Origin of the sequence: Arenibacter sp. F26102 (assembly GCF_023015865.1) — a bacterium.
Taxonomy (GTDB): domain Bacteria; phylum Bacteroidota; class Bacteroidia; order Flavobacteriales; family Flavobacteriaceae; genus Arenibacter.
In genome coordinates this window covers 120,657-138,053 of sequence record NZ_JALKBC010000003.1, presented here as the reverse complement: position 1 = coordinate 138,053, position 17,397 = coordinate 120,657, and the positions used below count along the sequence as shown (strand labels likewise).

Annotated in this window: 13 protein-coding genes; 4 read left to right on the top strand and 9 right to left on the bottom strand. The window is 39.4% G+C overall.

Annotation, left to right across the window (positions count from 1 at the left end; translation table 11 throughout):
- Nucleotides 1-444: 444 nt before the first annotated feature.
- The gene (locus MWU78_RS04790) at nucleotides 445-2,877 is read left to right on the top strand and encodes a MopE-related protein (RefSeq protein ID WP_246995508.1); all 2,433 of its coding nucleotides are present in this window, start codon (nucleotides 445-447) and stop codon (nucleotides 2,875-2,877) included.
- 77 nt (nucleotides 2,878-2,954) lie between these two features.
- On the opposite strand, the gene MWU78_RS04785 is transcribed toward MWU78_RS04790, so the two are convergent.
- The 4 genes from MWU78_RS04785 to gcvT form a co-directional block, all read right to left on the bottom strand.
- The gene (locus MWU78_RS04785) at nucleotides 2,955-3,665 is read right to left on the bottom strand and encodes a YebC/PmpR family DNA-binding transcriptional regulator (RefSeq protein WP_246995506.1); all 711 of its coding nucleotides are present in this window, start codon (nucleotides 3,663-3,665) and stop codon (nucleotides 2,955-2,957) included.
- A gap of 67 nt (nucleotides 3,666-3,732) precedes the next feature.
- Entirely contained in the window at nucleotides 3,733-4,020 is a 288-nt protein-coding gene (locus MWU78_RS04780; RefSeq protein ID WP_246995504.1) for a 4a-hydroxytetrahydrobiopterin dehydratase, read from the bottom strand.
- Between the two features lie 48 nt (nucleotides 4,021-4,068).
- Nucleotides 4,069-4,887, bottom strand: a complete 819-nt coding sequence (locus MWU78_RS04775) for a sugar nucleotide-binding protein (protein WP_246995502.1) — start codon at nucleotides 4,885-4,887, stop codon at nucleotides 4,069-4,071.
- 39 nt (nucleotides 4,888-4,926) lie between these two features.
- Complete coding sequence (gene gcvT, locus MWU78_RS04770) at nucleotides 4,927-6,012, bottom strand: glycine cleavage system aminomethyltransferase GcvT (RefSeq protein ID WP_246995500.1); 1,086 nt, start codon at nucleotides 6,010-6,012, stop codon at nucleotides 4,927-4,929.
- 237 nt (nucleotides 6,013-6,249) lie between these two features.
- Here gcvT and MWU78_RS04765 point away from each other — a divergent pair, with 237 nt between their 5' ends.
- On the top strand, nucleotides 6,250-7,863 hold the full coding sequence (locus MWU78_RS04765; protein WP_246995498.1) for an aminopeptidase P N-terminal domain-containing protein: 1,614 nt from the start codon (nucleotides 6,250-6,252) through the stop codon (nucleotides 7,861-7,863).
- 18 nt (nucleotides 7,864-7,881) lie between these two features.
- On the opposite strand, the gene MWU78_RS04760 is transcribed toward MWU78_RS04765, so the two are convergent.
- A complete protein-coding gene (locus MWU78_RS04760; protein WP_246995496.1) occupies nucleotides 7,882-8,925 on the bottom strand; it encodes a beta-1,6-galactofuranosyltransferase in 1,044 nt (347 codons plus the stop codon).
- 137 nt (nucleotides 8,926-9,062) lie between these two features.
- Between MWU78_RS04760 and glf the strand changes: the two genes are divergently transcribed.
- The gene (glf, locus tag MWU78_RS04755; RefSeq protein WP_246995494.1) at nucleotides 9,063-10,160 is read left to right on the top strand and encodes a UDP-galactopyranose mutase; all 1,098 of its coding nucleotides are present in this window, start codon (nucleotides 9,063-9,065) and stop codon (nucleotides 10,158-10,160) included.
- A gap of 11 nt (nucleotides 10,161-10,171) precedes the next feature.
- On the opposite strand, the gene thrC is transcribed toward glf, so the two are convergent.
- The 3 genes from thrC to thrA form a co-directional block, all read right to left on the bottom strand.
- Nucleotides 10,172-11,467 (bottom strand): threonine synthase, encoded by a 1,296-nt coding sequence (thrC, locus tag MWU78_RS04750; protein WP_246995492.1) that lies wholly within the window; start codon nucleotides 11,465-11,467, stop codon nucleotides 10,172-10,174.
- A gap of 69 nt (nucleotides 11,468-11,536) precedes the next feature.
- The gene (locus MWU78_RS04745) at nucleotides 11,537-12,469 is read right to left on the bottom strand and encodes a homoserine kinase (RefSeq protein ID WP_246995490.1); all 933 of its coding nucleotides are present in this window, start codon (nucleotides 12,467-12,469) and stop codon (nucleotides 11,537-11,539) included.
- 35 nt (nucleotides 12,470-12,504) lie between these two features.
- A complete protein-coding gene (gene thrA / locus MWU78_RS04740) occupies nucleotides 12,505-14,949 on the bottom strand; it encodes a bifunctional aspartate kinase/homoserine dehydrogenase I (RefSeq protein WP_246995488.1) in 2,445 nt (814 codons plus the stop codon).
- Nucleotides 14,950-15,217: 268 nt separating this feature from the next.
- Here thrA and MWU78_RS04735 point away from each other — a divergent pair, with 268 nt between their 5' ends.
- A complete protein-coding gene (locus MWU78_RS04735) occupies nucleotides 15,218-16,762 on the top strand; it encodes an NAD(P)H-hydrate dehydratase (RefSeq protein ID WP_246995486.1) in 1,545 nt (514 codons plus the stop codon).
- Between the two features lie 33 nt (nucleotides 16,763-16,795).
- On the opposite strand, the gene MWU78_RS04730 is transcribed toward MWU78_RS04735, so the two are convergent.
- Complete coding sequence (locus MWU78_RS04730) at nucleotides 16,796-17,206, bottom strand: STAS/SEC14 domain-containing protein (protein ID WP_246995484.1); 411 nt, start codon at nucleotides 17,204-17,206, stop codon at nucleotides 16,796-16,798.
- Nucleotides 17,207-17,397: the final 191 nt, after the last annotated feature.

Below are 17,397 nucleotides of genomic sequence, written 5' to 3'. Positions count from 1 at the left end.
CATAAATAAAAATGAGGCCCATGATAGGGCCTCTTTTTTATTCATGCCATTATAGGAAATTATTATTCCTGCATGGTGTGATATACATTTTGTACATCATCATCATCTTCTATTTTTTCAGTTATTAGCATTAAATTTAATACAATATGATTTCTAGGATGTAGTTTAGCACTCATATCCTCCTTTAATCTAATTCTTATAGCAATCACAGTGTAATAACCGTATTTTAGCTGTTGTTAAAATTTTTCTCAAAAAAACCCCTTTTAAAACCAATCGGACTGTCAATCTTATTCCTTATTTAAACGACTAGATTTTTCGCTGTTAATCGATTAAACTAACTTGATGGTTGGTAGATTGTGCAACACAATACTATTGTGAACCTGTTTCATTTAGTTATAATCTTAAGGTAAATTGAAATGGCTTTTCGTAACATTGTGATAATCTATGAAGTGCAAATCAAAGTATTTAGTAGCCATTCTTTTTTTTATTGTTTTTTCCAATGCCCATTCTCAAAGTAGCGATGAATGGACTGCAGAGGAAATATGTCAGCGGTTTGAGGATCAAAAAACGCGTAAAGGCTTTACTTCTAGAACAAACAACACTTGTTCCGATCCACAAAGTTACCAAGATAGTGATAATGATGGCCTGCCAAACTACCAGGATCAAGATGACGATAACGACGGCACCCCGGATACATCGGATGCCTTCCCCTTGGATGCAAATGAGGACATGGATACGGACAGCGATGGTGTGGGCAACAATGCCGATACGGATGATGATAACGACGGCACCCCGGATACATCGGATGCCTTCCCCTTGGATGCAAATGAGGACATGGATACGGACAGCGATGGTGTGGGCAACAATGCCGATACGGATGATGATAACGACGGCACCCCGGATACTTTGGACGCCTTCCCCTTGGATGCCGATGAGTATGAGGAGTCGGAAGGTGACGGTAATGGTGTAGACGTACCAAGGGTACTTGCCATTACAAGTTTTACTTTGGTCACTTCAGATGACAACAAAGATGTAATGACCCTTAAAAATGGGGATATTATTGATGTGGCCACCTTACCGTCATTAAATTTGAATATTCGGGCAAATACCACCTCCGACGTGGAGAGCGTTAGTCTGAAACTTAGTGGAGCGTTGAACAATGGTCGTACCGAGAGCGCTACGCCCTATGCGTTCTATGGTGATATTGATGGGAATTATTTGGGACAGCTTTTTCCATTGGGAATTTATAGTCTTGCCGCCACACCCTATTCGGGTGACGGTTTGCAGGGTGATGCCGGTATCCCTGTTACCCTAAAGTTTACCATTACAAATAATCTAAAATGCACTTTCATAAGGGATGAGGATGGAGATGGTTATTGCGCGGATATTGATTGTGATGATACCGACCCCAATGTATTTCCAGGGGCTTTAGAGGTTTGTGATGGTATCGATAATAATTGTGACGACCTTATAGACGCCGAGGACCCGCTGATTGGTGCCTGTGGTATTGGGGCTGCCGCCAATCTTATCGATGCGACATTTTTGCAGGGGTCAAGTAATCCTAGTCCTACAGGTCCTATTTTACGGGCAGAGCAAGGGAATAGGGTGGTTTACCTGAAGTTCGATTTGGGGGCCTTTAAAGGGCCAGTTTCCATTGCAGAATTGAAAATGCAGGTGACAAGTGATCCAGGGTTTGGCGCATTGGAGGTCTTCCTAGGGAGTAATTCTGATTGGACGGAGAGTAGCCTTAATGGCAATAATAAACCTACTGAGGTTGGTAGTGCTTTGGGTTTGGTCAAGGGGTCTCACAACCTGGGCCAAATAAAGATATGGGAACTCGACACTGGCCGGATACCTAGTGGCGGAATAATAACGCTTATCGTTAAACAAGCCTATGGTAATGATGTGGCCTTTTCCTCTGACGAAACCAAGCAAGCCCCACAACTGATAATTAATTCCAATGGTTTCAATAATCCTGTAGATATGGATAACGATACCTTTTTCAGCGATGTGGATTGCGATGATACCAACCCAGATGTATTTCCTGGAGCTCAAGAGATTTGCGATGGTATCGATAATAATTGTGACGGCCTTATAGACGCCGAGGACCCACTGATTGAGGATTGTGATAGTGGGCCTACTGCCTATTTGATAGATGCGACCTTTTTACAGGGATCAAGCAATCCTAGTCCTACTGGTAATATTTTAAGGGCCGAACAAGGGAATAGACTAGTTTATATGAAGTTCGATCTTGGAGCGTTCCGAGGGCCAATTACCAAAGCTCAATTGCAAATGCAGGTGGCAAGCGATCCCGGTTTTGGCACTTTGGAGGTTTTCCTTGGAAGTAGTTCTGACTGGACAGAGAATGGGCTTAACGGCACTAATAAGCCAACAACGGTTGGTACATATCTGAGTGCAATTACGGGAATACATAATTTAGGACAAAAAAAGACCTGGGATCTAGATGTCGTCCGAATACCCGGCAGCGGATTAGTTACCCTTATCGTAAAACACAGCAATGGCAATGATGTGGCTTTTGCGTCTGACGAAACAAATCTGGCACCTCAATTGATGATCACCTACGGCGATTCCAGTGAAATTGAAGTTACCCAAACACTAAAGAGTTATAATGACCTAAGTTTGTTTCCTAACCCTGCAACCAATGCCACTACAGTAAGTTTTAAACTTCCCATAAAGGTCAAGGCTATAATGGTATTCGATATGATCGGAAGGTTGGTACGTACTTATAACGCCGAGGAGGTCCAATTTGGGGAAGGATATGGGCTGGAACTGAATTATTTACAGCCTGGGTCCTATATTGTAAAGACTATTGATGATGAGGGGCATCAGTTTCAGAAACAAATGGTTATTAAGTAATAAAAACAGGTTGATTTAAAACAAAAAATAGGCCCATGATAGGGCCTCTTTTTTATTCATGCCATTATAGGAAACTATTATTCCTGCATGGTGTGATATACATTTTGTACATCATCATCTTCTTCTATTTTTTCCAAGAGTTTTTCCACATCGGCCGCTTCTTCCTCGCTTAGGGCTTTGGTGACCTGCGGAATACGCTCGAAACCGGAGGAAAGAATTTCAATCTCCCTGTTTTCCAATTCTTTCTGAATAGCTCCGAAACTTTCAAAGGGAGCATAAATTAAAATACCATCCTCATCGGCAAAAACTTCTTCGGCTCCGAAGTCGATCATTTCCAATTCCAATTCTTCGGGGTCTATGCCTTCTGCGGGAATCCTAAAGTTACAGGTATGGTCGAACATAAACTCTACCGAACCGGAAGTTCCCAAACTGCCGTTGCATTTGTTGAAGTAACTTCTGATATTCGCTACAGTCCTTGTATTGTTATCTGTGGCCGTTTCCACCAATATGGCAATGCCATGAGGCGCATACCCTTCAAAAAGAACTTCCTTAAAGTCGCCCAAACTCTTGTCTGAGGCTCTTTTAATAGCTCTTTCCACATTATCCTTAGGCATGTTTACAGCCTTGGCATTTTGGATTACTGCCCGTAAGCGCGCATTGGAGCTTGGGTCTGGTCCACCCTCTTTTACCGCCATAACAATGTCTTTGCCTATTCTGGTAAAGGCCTTGGACATTGCGGACCATCTTTTCATTTTACGTGCTTTTCTAAATTCAAAAGCTCTTCCCATTTTTTGATTTTATTATAATAAATATGGACAAATGTAATAATTTTAACTACTGCAGCAAGTGTTCGGCTTAGTTGCTTACAATAATTTCTTCAATACTATGTGCTAATTTAAAATCCCTTTCAGTAACACCCTCCGCATCATGGGTAGATAGCCGTATATTTAGTGAGTTATAGACATTGCTCCAATCTGGGTGATGATTTTGGGATTCACATTCAAAGGCAATTCTCGTCATTACGGAGAAAGTGTCCTTGAAATTTTTAAATTCAAATGAGGTTTCAATGGCACCATTAACATAATCCCATCCATCCAATTCCTCCAATCGTTTTTCTATTTCTACTTCCGATAGTTTTTTCATGTCGCTATTTTTTATAAAGTTAATTAAAACAGTACAATTGCCATTGGCTTATTCGCTAAAGATATGATGGTCAATTATTTCCTGACAATTGAATAATAAGTTCTTTGGGAGTCTATTGGATTTGGGAAGAACGGCCAGATAGCGGTCTTCATTAGTGGTAAAGACACGCTTATAGATAGGACGGTTATTGCCCAATCTGTTCACAATTTCCTTAATAAAATCTTCATGGTGTATTAAGTCAACGCTTCCCAAATGAAAAATCCCAGTTTTATTGTGATTTATGAGGTAATGTATTTGCTGTGTCAGCTTGTCGTCATTGGTGACGTTTATGATCAAATTGGGGAATACTTCTATAGGTTCATAACTGGTCAAGGCATTTTTTAGTTCTTTGATTCGTGGTGAATTATTACCAAAAACCATGGGTACCCTAAGAATAGCCATTTTTGAAGCAGGTATCCTTAGTAGCATATTTTCTATTTTAATTTTGAGTCGACCATAGATACTTTCGGACAAAGTTTTGTCATTTTCATAGGAGGGATACTTACTATAGGCATCAAAAACATTGGCAGAGGATATAAAGTACAATTTACAATCCTTATTTTGAATGTATTCAACCATATGTTGATGTGCCATTACCTGAGCCTGGAAATTTCCTCTTAGGGCAGAGATAATTAGATCGGGTTTTACCTGGTCCAATATATCATGTACATCGTCCTCTTCAAGATCATACCGGAAAAACTGTTGATTGTTTTCAAAGCTCCTTCTTGAAGAATAATAGGTGCCATAGGTGTCAAAATAGGAATGTAATTCCTTGTATATGGCATTGCCTATAAAACCGCTTGCTCCTAAAATGAGTATTTTGTTCATTCTATCACCTTCTTTTGCAAAACTCAACCGTTACACTTGTTAAACCTTATAAAAAGGGAGTTTAACAATGGTAGCAGGAACTATATTTTTCCTAATTTGAATAAAGATTTTACCGCCATTTTTAGATATGGTGGTGGGGACATATCCCAAACCAATACCCTTCCCCATGGACGGCGACATGGTGCCAGAGGTTACTACCCCAATTTTCATTCCTTTTTGATCCACAATATCATAATCGTGCCTCGGAATTCCCTTTTCGTCCAGTTCAAAAGCTACCAGTTTTTTGGTAACCCCTTCTTCCTTTTGTTTTTTTAAAGCTTCGCTGTTCACAAAATCCTTGGTGAATTTGGTTATCCATCCAAGACCGGCTTCTAAAGGCGAGGTTGAATCGTTAATATCGTTACCGTACAAACAGTAGCCCATTTCCAATCTCAAGGTATCCCTAGCTGCAAGTCCAACGGGCTTTATGTTAAAGGAGGCGCCAGCTTCAAAGATCCTGTTCCAGATTTGCTCCACTTCTTCATTCTTACAGTATATTTCAAAACCGCCGGAACCCGTATAACCGGTTGCAGAAATAATTACATGCTCAATACCCGCAAAATCAGCCACCTCAAAGCTGTAGAACTTAATTGCGCTTAAGTCTATTGACGTCAACGCTTGCATGGCTTCAACAGCTTTTGGACCCTGAATGGCCAAAAGGGAATAGCCTTCCGATATATTACGCATTTCAGCACCAAAGTCAGTATTGTATTTACTTATGTGCTCCCAATCCTTATCAATGTTGGAGGCGTTCACCACCAATAAATATTGTTCTTCCTTTATTTTGTAGACTATAAGATCATCTACAATGCCACCATTTTCGTTGGGCAGACAGCTGTATTGTGCCTTTCCTATGGTTAATTTTGAGGCATCATTGGAAGTTACTTTTTGTATGAGGTCCAATGCTTTGGGCCCACTTATTAAAAATTCACCCATATGGGATACATCAAAAACGCCCACCCCTGTGCGGACCGTTTCGTGCTCTATGTTAACACCCTCATAGGAAACTGGCATATTATATCCTGCAAAAGGTACCATTTTAGCACCTAGGGCTTCGTGAATTTTAGTTAGTGCTGTATTTTTCATATGTATTAATTAGAGGGTAAAAATATCGAAAATTAATCGATGTGAAAATCTATATACTTATTGTTTTGCACAAATTAATGTTAAATGGGATTTATATGTTTTGCGAGTGGATCGGTCCGATTGTTGAAATTGGCTTTAGGTTTTCTGTGTTTAGAATTACTTATAGCCTTATTTGTAACGGTGAATTGGTTTGGTATTAAAATTGATTATTTTTAAACTTTAAATTATTGCATGGTCATGAGGAATTTATTTTTGTTTTCTTTTTTTCTTTTTTGTGCTTCTTGGTTTCAGGCCCAAGAGGTTCCCAACGATTTTTTACCTGCAGATTTTCATAAGGGAAGGCGGCAGGAAGTACGTAAGGCCATGCCTCCAAATAGTGTTGCAGTATTTTTTGCTGCTCCGGTAAGGAATAGGGCAAACGATGTGGATTATATATATCATCAGGATCCGGATTTCTATTATCTAACGGGGTATAAGGAGCCTAATGCCCTTTTGCTTATTTATTCCGAAATGCAAAAGGATAATGATGGCAGTGGATATGACGAAGTGCTATATGCCCAAAAACGGGATGAAAAAGCGGAACAATGGAACGGAAAGCGACTTGGGGTTGAAGGGGTAAAAAATAAATTGGGCTTTGAGCGTGCCTTTAATGCCGAACAATTTTTAAGCTCCGATATTAATTTTTCCATGTTTGACAATGTGCTTTTTTTCGATTTTAAGAATGATTTTAGGGATGGCAATGACGCAGCGGATCTTTTCGATTTGATCAGGAGTTTTAAGGAGAAATCCAATTATCCATCTGACTATAATGCAACTAAACAACAGTTGTACAGCATAATCAAATCTACTGAAGTAGAGAACAGTGCAAATGTTGCCCAGACCTTAGGGAGGTACTTGAACTATTATGAGGAATTGAAATCCGATAAATTGTTGGTTGATTTTGTGGATGCCAGAGATGATAAATCCCGAATAGAAATTAAGGAAAAGGTAACCCTACATTTGCAATCCAATAATCTTAACAGCTCCAAATTGGAGGAAATAATGAATACCTTAAGGGAAATTAAAACCAAGGAAGAATTGGTGTTGTTAAAGAAGGCCGTGGAGATTTCCGCAGTGGGTCAATTGGAAGTCATGAAAGCCATGCACCCCAATATGTCCGAAATGGAAATACAAGGAGTACATGAGTTTGTCTATAAGAAGTATGGTGCCGAATACGAAGGCTATCCTTCCATTGTTGGTGGGGGTAACAATGGCTGTATTCTACATTATATTGAAAATAATAAACCTAAGGTTGGAAACGATTTGGTGTTGATGGATTTGGGAGCGGAATATCACGGTTATACCGCTGATGTAACCAGAACCATTCCGGCAAACGGAAAATTTTCCAAGGAACAAAAGCAAATTTATGATATTGTGTTTAACGCTCAAGAGGCAGGAATAAAGGCCAGCGTGGTAGGAGCTGATTTTCAGGCGCCCGGACAGGCTGCCATTGATGTTGTTGCTGAAGGGTTGATGAAGCTTGGGATTATAGACAGCCCTGAAGAGGCCAGAAAATATTTTCCGCACGGCACTTCCCATTATTTGGGACTTGATGTTCACGATAAAGGCACTTACCAGCCCTTTAGGGAAAACACGGTAATTACAGTGGAACCAGGAATCTATATACCGGAGGGCAGTGACTGTGATAAGAAGTGGTGGGGGATTGCAGTAAGAATTGAGGACGATATCCTTATAAGTAAGAATGGTCCTGTTAATTTATCGGAAATGGCTCCTAGGACTACCGAGGCTATTGAGGCGGCAATGAAACTGCCCAGCCCGTTGGATAATTTTAAATTGCCACAACTGGACTAATAAATTTTCTTAAGTAAATTAAGAAAGCTCCAAAAGAGCCTTAGCCATGGCAGCTTTTAAAAATCCACCAGAAATGATTTCTTTCCTAACTTCGGCCACATTTTTCACCATTTGTTGGTAGTCTTCAGGGGACAGGTTTTTTAATTTCCCATCCAACTCCTCCAAGGAGGAAATGCAAATTCCCAAATGACGTTCCTTGATAACGGCGGCAATCGCGGCTTTATCCCAGATAATAATTGGTAAGCCGCAAAGCAAATAAAGTGATGTTTTATGTGGATTATTGTATAATAGGTATTGTCCAAAATGTCCGGCACATTCGTCTATGGAATTCCCGTTCCAAACCAATCCGAAGGAACCTCTTATGTGTTTTGCAACGTCATCCGGGGAAAACATACCCTCGAAACTTATGATGGTGTTGGCGGGGTCCACATCGTTTTTGATAAAACCGCTACCATATAATTTTAAATGGAAGCTATTATTTTTTAAGGCATCCAATTTATAGATGAAGGCACTTTTTGCCATTCCCAAGCCACCCGCGAAAACCACATCGAATAAGCCATTATTGGAAAGTTCCGGAGCAGTATAGCTACTATTGTCGTCCAAATAATCGAACATGTACAAGGGGATCAATTTGGCGGTTGCCCCTTGTTGCTCGAACCATTTTTTCATGTTGTCGTTATGTACGATGATTACATAGGCACATGAGAATTTTTTCATTTCCCGGGCAATATCCTTATTCTTTCCCATGAGGTATTTAACATCATGAATGATCAAAACGATTTTACATTTTTTTATTCCGGCTATGGTAGTGATGTATTTGTAATATTTGCTAAGAGGGTATTGTATGGCCAGGGTAGAATTTCTTGGCAATCGGATAACCCCCTTTGTTATTCCAAAAAAACTTATTATCGCACCTAAGGCGGAACTGGCGTATGTAGTCTGTTTAAAACCTAAATTTTTGAAACCTATCTTGTCCAAGATCCGCTCACAATCTGTTTTCGGCTTGGAGGCTGCACTGTTGGTAGCTTTATAATTTCGAGAGATATAAAATAAATTGGCCATTACGGGTTGGTTCTTTGAGCTCTGCAAATATAACCATGTTATGCCAAAAGGGATTTTTTTTTTGATTTCAATTCGTAAACGTTATAATATACACTAGTTTTACTTTTTTATTCCTATTGGATACTAATCTACCTATAATGAAATACGACTACCTTATTGTGGGAGCTGGACTTTTTGGCGCCGTATTTGCCCATGAGGCCAAGAAGAAGGGAAAAAAATGCCTGGTTATAGATAAACGTCCGCATCTTGGAGGCAATGTTTATTGTGAGGAAGTGGAGGGTATAAATGTTCATAAGTACGGAGCCCATATTTTTCATACCAATGACAAAGCAATTTGGGATTATGTAAATAGTTTTGTGGAATTTAATAGGTATACCAATTCACCAGTGGCCAATTATCAGGGCGAGCTTTATAATCTGCCCTTCAATATGAACACCTTTTATCAGTTATGGAAGGTAAAGACGCCCGAGGAAGCCAAGTCTGTCATTGCGGAACAAGTAAGGGAAGTAGGGGTGAAAAATCCAAAAAATTTGGAAGAACAGGCCTTGTCGCTGGTTGGTAAGGATATTTACGAAAAGTTGATCAAAGGGTATACGGAGAAACAATGGGGGCGAAAAGCCACAGAACTGCCTGCTTTTATTATAAAAAGGTTGCCATTGCGATTTACCTTCGACAATAATTATTTTAATGATAAGTACCAAGGAATACCTATTGGGGGTTACAATAAGCTGATCAATGGTTTATTGGAAGGCATCGAAACACGATTGGAAGTCGATTTTTTTAAAGATAAAACGGAATTGGTAGCAATGGCCGATCAGGTAGTGTTCACTGGAAAAATTGATGAGTTTTATGATTACCGATATGGTAAGCTGGAATATAGGAGTCTGGATTTTAAGCATGAAACCCTGGATATGGAAAATTACCAGGGTAATGCGGTCGTAAACTATACAGCTTCAGACATTCCTTATACCCGTATTCTAGAGCACAAGCATTTTGAATTTGGAACACAGAAAAAGACTGTAATAACAAAAGAATACCCCACCGAATGGTCTGGTAATAAGGAACCTTATTATCCTATTAATGATGAAAGGAACAGTGAAATTTACTCCAAATACAAGGCATTGTCCGAACAGGACGATATTATTTTTGGAGGTAGGCTAGCGGAGTATAAGTATTACGACATGCATCAGGTAATTGCCTCAGCATTGGCCAAATGTAAAAAAATATTCAACTAGGTTCGATTCACCTACTTACCTAATAAAAAATCCTTTAGTTCATCGTATTGGGCTATTTTGATTGCCTTTTTCTTCTTGCCCATAACTTTCAATATGCTATCCGGCAATTCTATGTTTTCACGAATGGTATCTTCTACAACATCCAAAAATTTTACAGGGTGAGCAGTTTCGAGAAAAATACCAAAGGTGTCCGGATGTGTTTCCTGATATTTCTTTAGGCCCAAATAACCAACGGCACCGTGCGGATCTGCAACATAGGTGTAGTCGTTGTATAATTTGCGCATGGCCTCTTTGGTCTCTTTATCGGTAAAGGAATAGGAAGATAGGTTTTTGGATAGCGCTTCAAAATTATCCTTGTACAAATGTCTTATCCTAATAAAGTTACTGGGGTCCCCAACATCCATGGCATTTGATATAGTGGCGATGGAAGCCTTAGGGTCATAGGTAGCTGTTGTCATATAACGCGGAACAACATCGTTCACATTCGTTGAAGCGATAAAATGATTGCAGGGCATTCCCAATCTTTGAGCCATAATACCTGCACAGATATTTCCAAAATTACCGCTAGGTACGGAAAATATGATTTCTTTGCCCTTGGATTTCATCTCTTTGTAGGCAAACAAAAAGTAAAACATTTGTGGAAGCCATCTGGCCACGTTGATACTATTGGCCGAGGTCAATTGCATGTTCTGTATCAATTCTTCGTCCAAGAACGCTGTTTTTACCATATTTTGGCAATCGTCAAAAGTGCCGTCCACTTCCAGCGCTTTAATGTTTTTGCCTAAGGTTGTCAACTGTTTCTCCTGTATGTCGCTTACTTTTCCGCTAGGATATAGAATTACAACCTTAACCCCGTCCACTCCTAAAAATCCATTCGCTACCGCACCTCCCGTATCTCCGGAAGTGGCAACCAATACCGTTACATCCTTGGTGTTTTCGGTTGAAAAATATCCCAGACATCTCGCCATAAATCTAGCGCCTACATCCTTAAAAGCTAGGGTGGGGCCATGAAAGAGTTCCAAAGTGGCCACCCCATTTTCAATTTCTACTATGGGAAAATCAAAATCCAATACATCTGCAAGAATTTCCTTCAAAGCTTCCTCCGGAATATTCTCACCTACAAATTGTTGAATTGCTAAAAATGCAATTTCATGATTGGTGTAATCTTCTATATTATCAAAAAAATCTTTGGGTAAAGCTTGAATTTTTTCAGGGAAATATAACCCGCGATCAGGGGCAATTCCTTTTATAACAGCATCTTTGAAAGATACATTTGGAGCTTGTTTGTTAAGGCTATAAAAGTTCATTAGTAATTGTTGTTAAGGTGAAATATATTTTACAAGTTCCGTTTTTCAATTTCTTGCAAAACTTGTATCTCAATTTTCTATTATTTTAATTCCTTTGGTATTTATTTTTGACACGTGAACGTCATAGTCAACTCCTATTTTTTCGTACACATTTCTCATGGCTTCGCCTACTTTAACGGCAATCTCCTTTCCTTTGCTCAAGGCAAATATTGAGGGGCCCGAGCCAGAGATTCCGCAGCCTAGAGCACCGGCATTTAAAGCGTCTTCCTTGACCTTATCGAACCCTGGAATAAGAATGGATCGGATAGGTTCAACAATATGGTCTACCAGTGACCTCCCGATCAATTCATAATCATTGGTGTACAGTCCAGCGATAAGTCCACCTACGTTCCCCCATTGTTTTATGCCGTCTTCCAAGGAAATTGATGTTTTTAATATCCGCCTGGAGTCCGAGGTCCTTACTTCTATTTGTGGGTGAATGACAGTTGCATATAACTCCGGTGGTGTGGGTATTTTTACAATATCCAAGGGTTGGTAACTGCGCACCAAGGTAAAACCGCCAAATAGGGCAGGGGCAACATTATCGGCATGTGCAACTCCACTGGCCAGTCGTTCGCCCTCCATGGCAAACTTTACCAATTCCGAAGTGCTAAAAGGACTATCCAATAATTGGTTCATAGCCCAAACTGCTCCGGCAGAACTGGCAGCACTACTTCCTATACCACTGCCTGCCTTTATGTTTTTGAAGATTTCGATCTCAAAACCGCCAACATGATCACTTTCCGCCAAAAGGGCCAAACCGGCAACTCCAGCAACATTTTGTAAGGTTTCTGTGGGCAGGTCCTGACCTATGAGCTTGGTTATTTTTATTCCTTTTTCACTGGTTTTCCTCACCACCATCTCATCACCTACAGAGTCCAATGCAAGTCCCAATACGTCAAAGCCACAGGAAACATTTGCTATGGTAGCCGGACAGAAAATTCTTATTTCGTTAGTTTTCATTTAAATCGATATAATATCAGAGTTATGCCGCTTCCTTAAAAATTACCGATGCGTATAATATCGGCGAATATTCCGGATGCCGTAACATCGGCACCTGCTCCGGCTCCTTTAATAATCATGGGTTGGTTGGGATAACGTTCGGTGTAAAACAGTACAATATTATCGCTTCCCTCCAAATTATAAAAATCATGTCCTTTAGGGATGCGCTGCAATCCTACGCTGGCTTTACCGTCTTCGAATTGTGCAACATATTTCAACTTGCTATCTTCGTCTACGGCCTTCTTGTACATCTCTTGAAATGAAGCCTCATGCTTGGTCAACGTCTTGAAGAAATCTTCATTGTTGGTTGTTTCCAAGCTCTCTTTGGGTAGGAAAGGGTTGTTTTGGATATCCTCAATATTCAGGACATATCCACTTTCCCTTGCCAGAATTAATATTTTACGCATAACGTCCACCCCGCTCAAATCTATTTTGGGGTCTGGTTCCGTATAGCCTTCCACCTGTGCTTCCTTTACTATATCATGAAATGTAGTGGTGTCCTTAAAATTGTTGAATACAAAATTTAAACTACCGGACAGCACAGCTTGAATTTTAAGAATTTTATCCCCAGAAGCCACTAGGTGCTTTAAGGTGTCTATAATTGGCAAGCCTGCTCCCACATTCGTTTCGAAAAGAAAAGGTGCATTGTACTGTCTTGCGAGATCTTTTAATTCCTGATAGTTGTCATAAGGCGACGAACAAGCAATTTTATTACAGGTTACAACAGATATACTATTTCTTAGGTAGGAATTATAGGTTTCTGAAACTTCTTGACTGGCGGTATTGTCCACAAAAATGCTATTTCTGTAATTAAGCTTTTTAACCTTGTCAAAAAATAGCTCCCTATTGGCTTCTTCGCCATTATTTAGGAGTTCTTGCCAGTTTTTAAGCGGAATTCCATCTTCATCAAAAATCATTTTCCTGGAATTGGACATTCCAATCACCCTGATGTTAAGTTTTAGCTTTTCCTTTAAATATTTCTTTTGGGATTGTATTTGGTTTAGGAACTTTGCACCTACATTACCTACCCCCATAACAAAGAGGTTCAACTGCTTTACATTTTCTTCAAAAAACTCTTCGTGTAAAGTATTGAGTGCTTTTTTTACATCTTCCTTTAGGATAACCGCCGATATATTCCTTTCGGAGGCACCTTGTGCAATGGCTCTTATATTTACGTTGTTTTTGCCAAGGGTACTGAACATCTTTCCGCTAAGGCCTTGATGGCTTTTCATGTTATCACCGACCAATGCAATTATGGCCAGATCTTTTTCGGCAACCACCGGTTTTATTTTACCGAGTGAAATTTCAATATCAAAAGCATCATTAATAACCTGTACTGCATGGTCAGCGTCCTGATTATCGATTCCTATACAAATGGAATGTTCAGATGAAGCTTGGGTGATCATTACAACACTGATACCCGCAGTCGACAGCACTTCAAAAAAGCGTTTGGAGATACCGGTGATTCCAACCATTCCAGGACCCTCAAGCGATACCAGTGCAATATTTTCCACATGGCTTATGCCGCGTACGGTTTTACCTTGTCCATTTTTGTTCTTGGTAATTAAAGTACCTGGAGCTTCTGGGTCAAAGGTGTTTTTAATAACTATGGAAATACCTTTGGTCAATACTGGTTGTATTGTAGGAGGATATAGGACTTTGGCGCCAAAGTGGGACAGTTCCATAGCTTCTTCATAGGAAATATGAGGAATGGCCATGGCTTGTTTTACTATTTTTGGATTGGCGGTATACATACCACTTACATCGGTCCATATTTCCAAAACTTCAGCATTTATAGCATTGGCTACAATTGCGGCGGTATAGTCGGATCCTCCTCGTCCCAAAGTGGTGGAATCTCCATTTACGGCAGAGGAAATAAAGCCCCCCATTACTATAACACTATTCTTGCTATTCTCTATGAAAGCGGTAATGTTTCGGTTTGTTAGATCGAATTTTACGGCCGCCTTTCCAAAATTGGAATTGGTTTTTATAAGTTGTCTACTATCGGCATGGCCAATGTCTATTCCTTCAACAATAAAATATTCGCTTATAATATAGGAGGAAAGCAGCTCTCCATAACTAACGATTTTGTCAGATAGTTTAGGGGTGATCTCTCCTATTAAATAAGCCCCCTCAAGAAGTGTTTCCAGTGTATTGAGTTCACTTTTTACTTTGCTTAGTACCTTGCTTTGGGAATGTATGGGAATTAGTTCCTTTATTGTCAATAGATGCCTGTCCTCTATTTCCTTAAGAATAGTTTTATAGGTTTGGTCCTGAGAAGAAGCTAAGGCTGCGGTTTTTAATAGCAGGTCTGTGATTCCGCCTAGGGCTGAAACCACTACTACGGTTTTTTCGGACTCAAGGTTGGCGATGATATTTTTTACTAAACTTATATTTTTAGCGTTGGCAACCGAAGTACCACCGAATTTTAGAACTTTCATGGTTCAATAGGATTAAATAATAAAAACTGTATTTTGATATAATTGTGTAACGGACGTATATGTAGTAGCTTACCCCAATGGGGTAGTGGTGCTGATAACAGTAATAGCAATGCAACCATCAATTAATGGTGAATTAGGTAGTCTTATTTCCGTATTGTTAAGTGTCATCATAAGAATAAAGAACCAAATGTAGTATTTTTGATTGCCCAATCAAATGTTTGGAGAGATTTTTGCCAAATCAACAATTTTTACTAAATAATCTTATCGAATGAAGATTTTTAATGCTAAACAGATATACGATGCTGATAAATTCACAATAGATAGGCAGCAGATAAGCAGCAATCAACTCATGGAAAGGGCTGCAATTCAGATTTTTAACTGGATACATTCTCGGTTGCAGGGTGCCCAAACAAAGATTAGTGTGTTTAGTGGTATTGGTAATAATGGGGGTGATGGACTGGTGCTGGCCAGGCATTTACATGAACATGGGTATAATGTTGAGGTTCATGTTGTTAACTATAGCGAACATAGATCAAAAGATTTTCTAATAAATCTTGATAGACTAAAGGAAATAAAGATTTGGCCCAATTTTTTGAGTGAAGAATCGGAGTTGCCCACTATTGGGAGAGAGGATATTGTGGTTGATGCCATTTTTGGAATTGGATTGAATAGGGTTCCTGATCTGTGGGTGATAAACCTGATGCAGCACCTAAATAATTCAAGGGCATTTAAATTGTCTATTGACATGCCGTCCGGACTCTTTATGGAGAGTGGTCCTATTAATACGGATGGGGTAATAAGAGCCAATATTGTGCTTACTTTTCAAGTACCAAAACTTGTATTTTTTCTTCCCGAAACTGGAAAATTATTTGATCATTGGGAGATTTTGGACATAGGTCTTGATCAGGAATTTTTATCTAAATCAGAGGCTGAATATGAGCTGATCGGTAAAAATGAAGTGCTATCCCTGTATATCCCCCGGGAAAAATATTCACATAAGGGCAGTTATGGACATTCTTTAATTATCGGAGGTAGTTATGGCAAAATCGGAGCGGTTATTTTGGCTGCCAAAGGCAGTTTGTGCGCGGGTAGTGGATTGGTCAATGCCTATGTGCCTAAATGTGGCTATGTACCGTTACAAACTGCCCTACCGGAAGCTATGGTCATTACGGATAGTGATGAAAGGGAAATTTCCAATATTGATTTTGGTGTGGCTCCTACCGTAATTGGCATAGGAGTCGGCATTGGTACAAGTGGGGCTACTGTTAAGGCATTTTCTGAATTTTTGCATAAGAATAATGTTCCTTTGGTAATAGATGCGGACGGCCTTAACATCCTTTCCAAGAATCCTGATTTATTTAAAAAAATGCCTTCAAAAACCGTTTTAACACCGCATCCTAAGGAGTTGGAGCGCATAATTGGAAAATGGAAGGATGATTTTGATAAATTGAATAAAACAAAGGTATTCTCTAAAAAATTCGACAGTATCGTCGTTATTAAGGGTGCCAATAGCATCATTATTTATGGGGATAAAGGCTATGTGAATACCACTGGAAATCCGGGAATGGCGACAGGGGGAAGTGGCGATGTGCTGACAGGGATAATTACTGGGCTAATTGCACAGGGATATTCGCCATTGGATGCGGCTATTTTTGGAGTGTATATTCATGGTAAAGCAGCTGATATTGCCGTAGAGAATTGCGGTTTTCAGGCCTTAATTGCAAGTGGGATAATCGATAATATTGGCAAGGCTTATTTGGAGCTCTTTCAAGTACAGGAACCTGAAGGTGTTCAGGGGGAAAGTGAGCAATAGTATGTCATTATCAATTAATGATAATGACATACTTTAGTCAATATTCGCGGTTTTTACACGCCTTTTGATCCATGTAAGGGCGTTATCCTGGTCTATAAAAAATTTCATTGCTTTCTTGTAAAATAGTCTCTCAATATTAAAATTGTGCATGTCTATTTCTTTGATGGAAACTATGGCAAAAGCTTTTAGATTATCTATTTCCCTGATCTGATTGTATACCATTGGGTCAATGGCATAGGAATTCTTTCTTAAGCTTATGTAACCGAAGTTTTTATTTCTGAAATGAATTTCCATAATACCAATAATTTGAAAAACGCGTTCCTTGGTAATAGTACTTCCTTCATCAAAAATAGAAACCATGTAATCGTCAAATACCTGTACTTTTCCAATGTCCAGTTGATATTCTCGTACGATAATAGTCTTCTTGGGTCGTCCGACTTTCATTCTTCGTATTTTATATAGTGTGTCTGCAGCGAATGTAGAATTAAGTGCAACTATTTAAAAAATTATTAGATAAAAGACACTTTAATCGTTTATGTGGAAAGGAAAATGGATTACTGTGTTTTATTTCTTACAAAGCTTGGGGAATAGATAAAAAAAAGGAGTAGCCAATAGCTACTCCTTTTTTCTTTTAT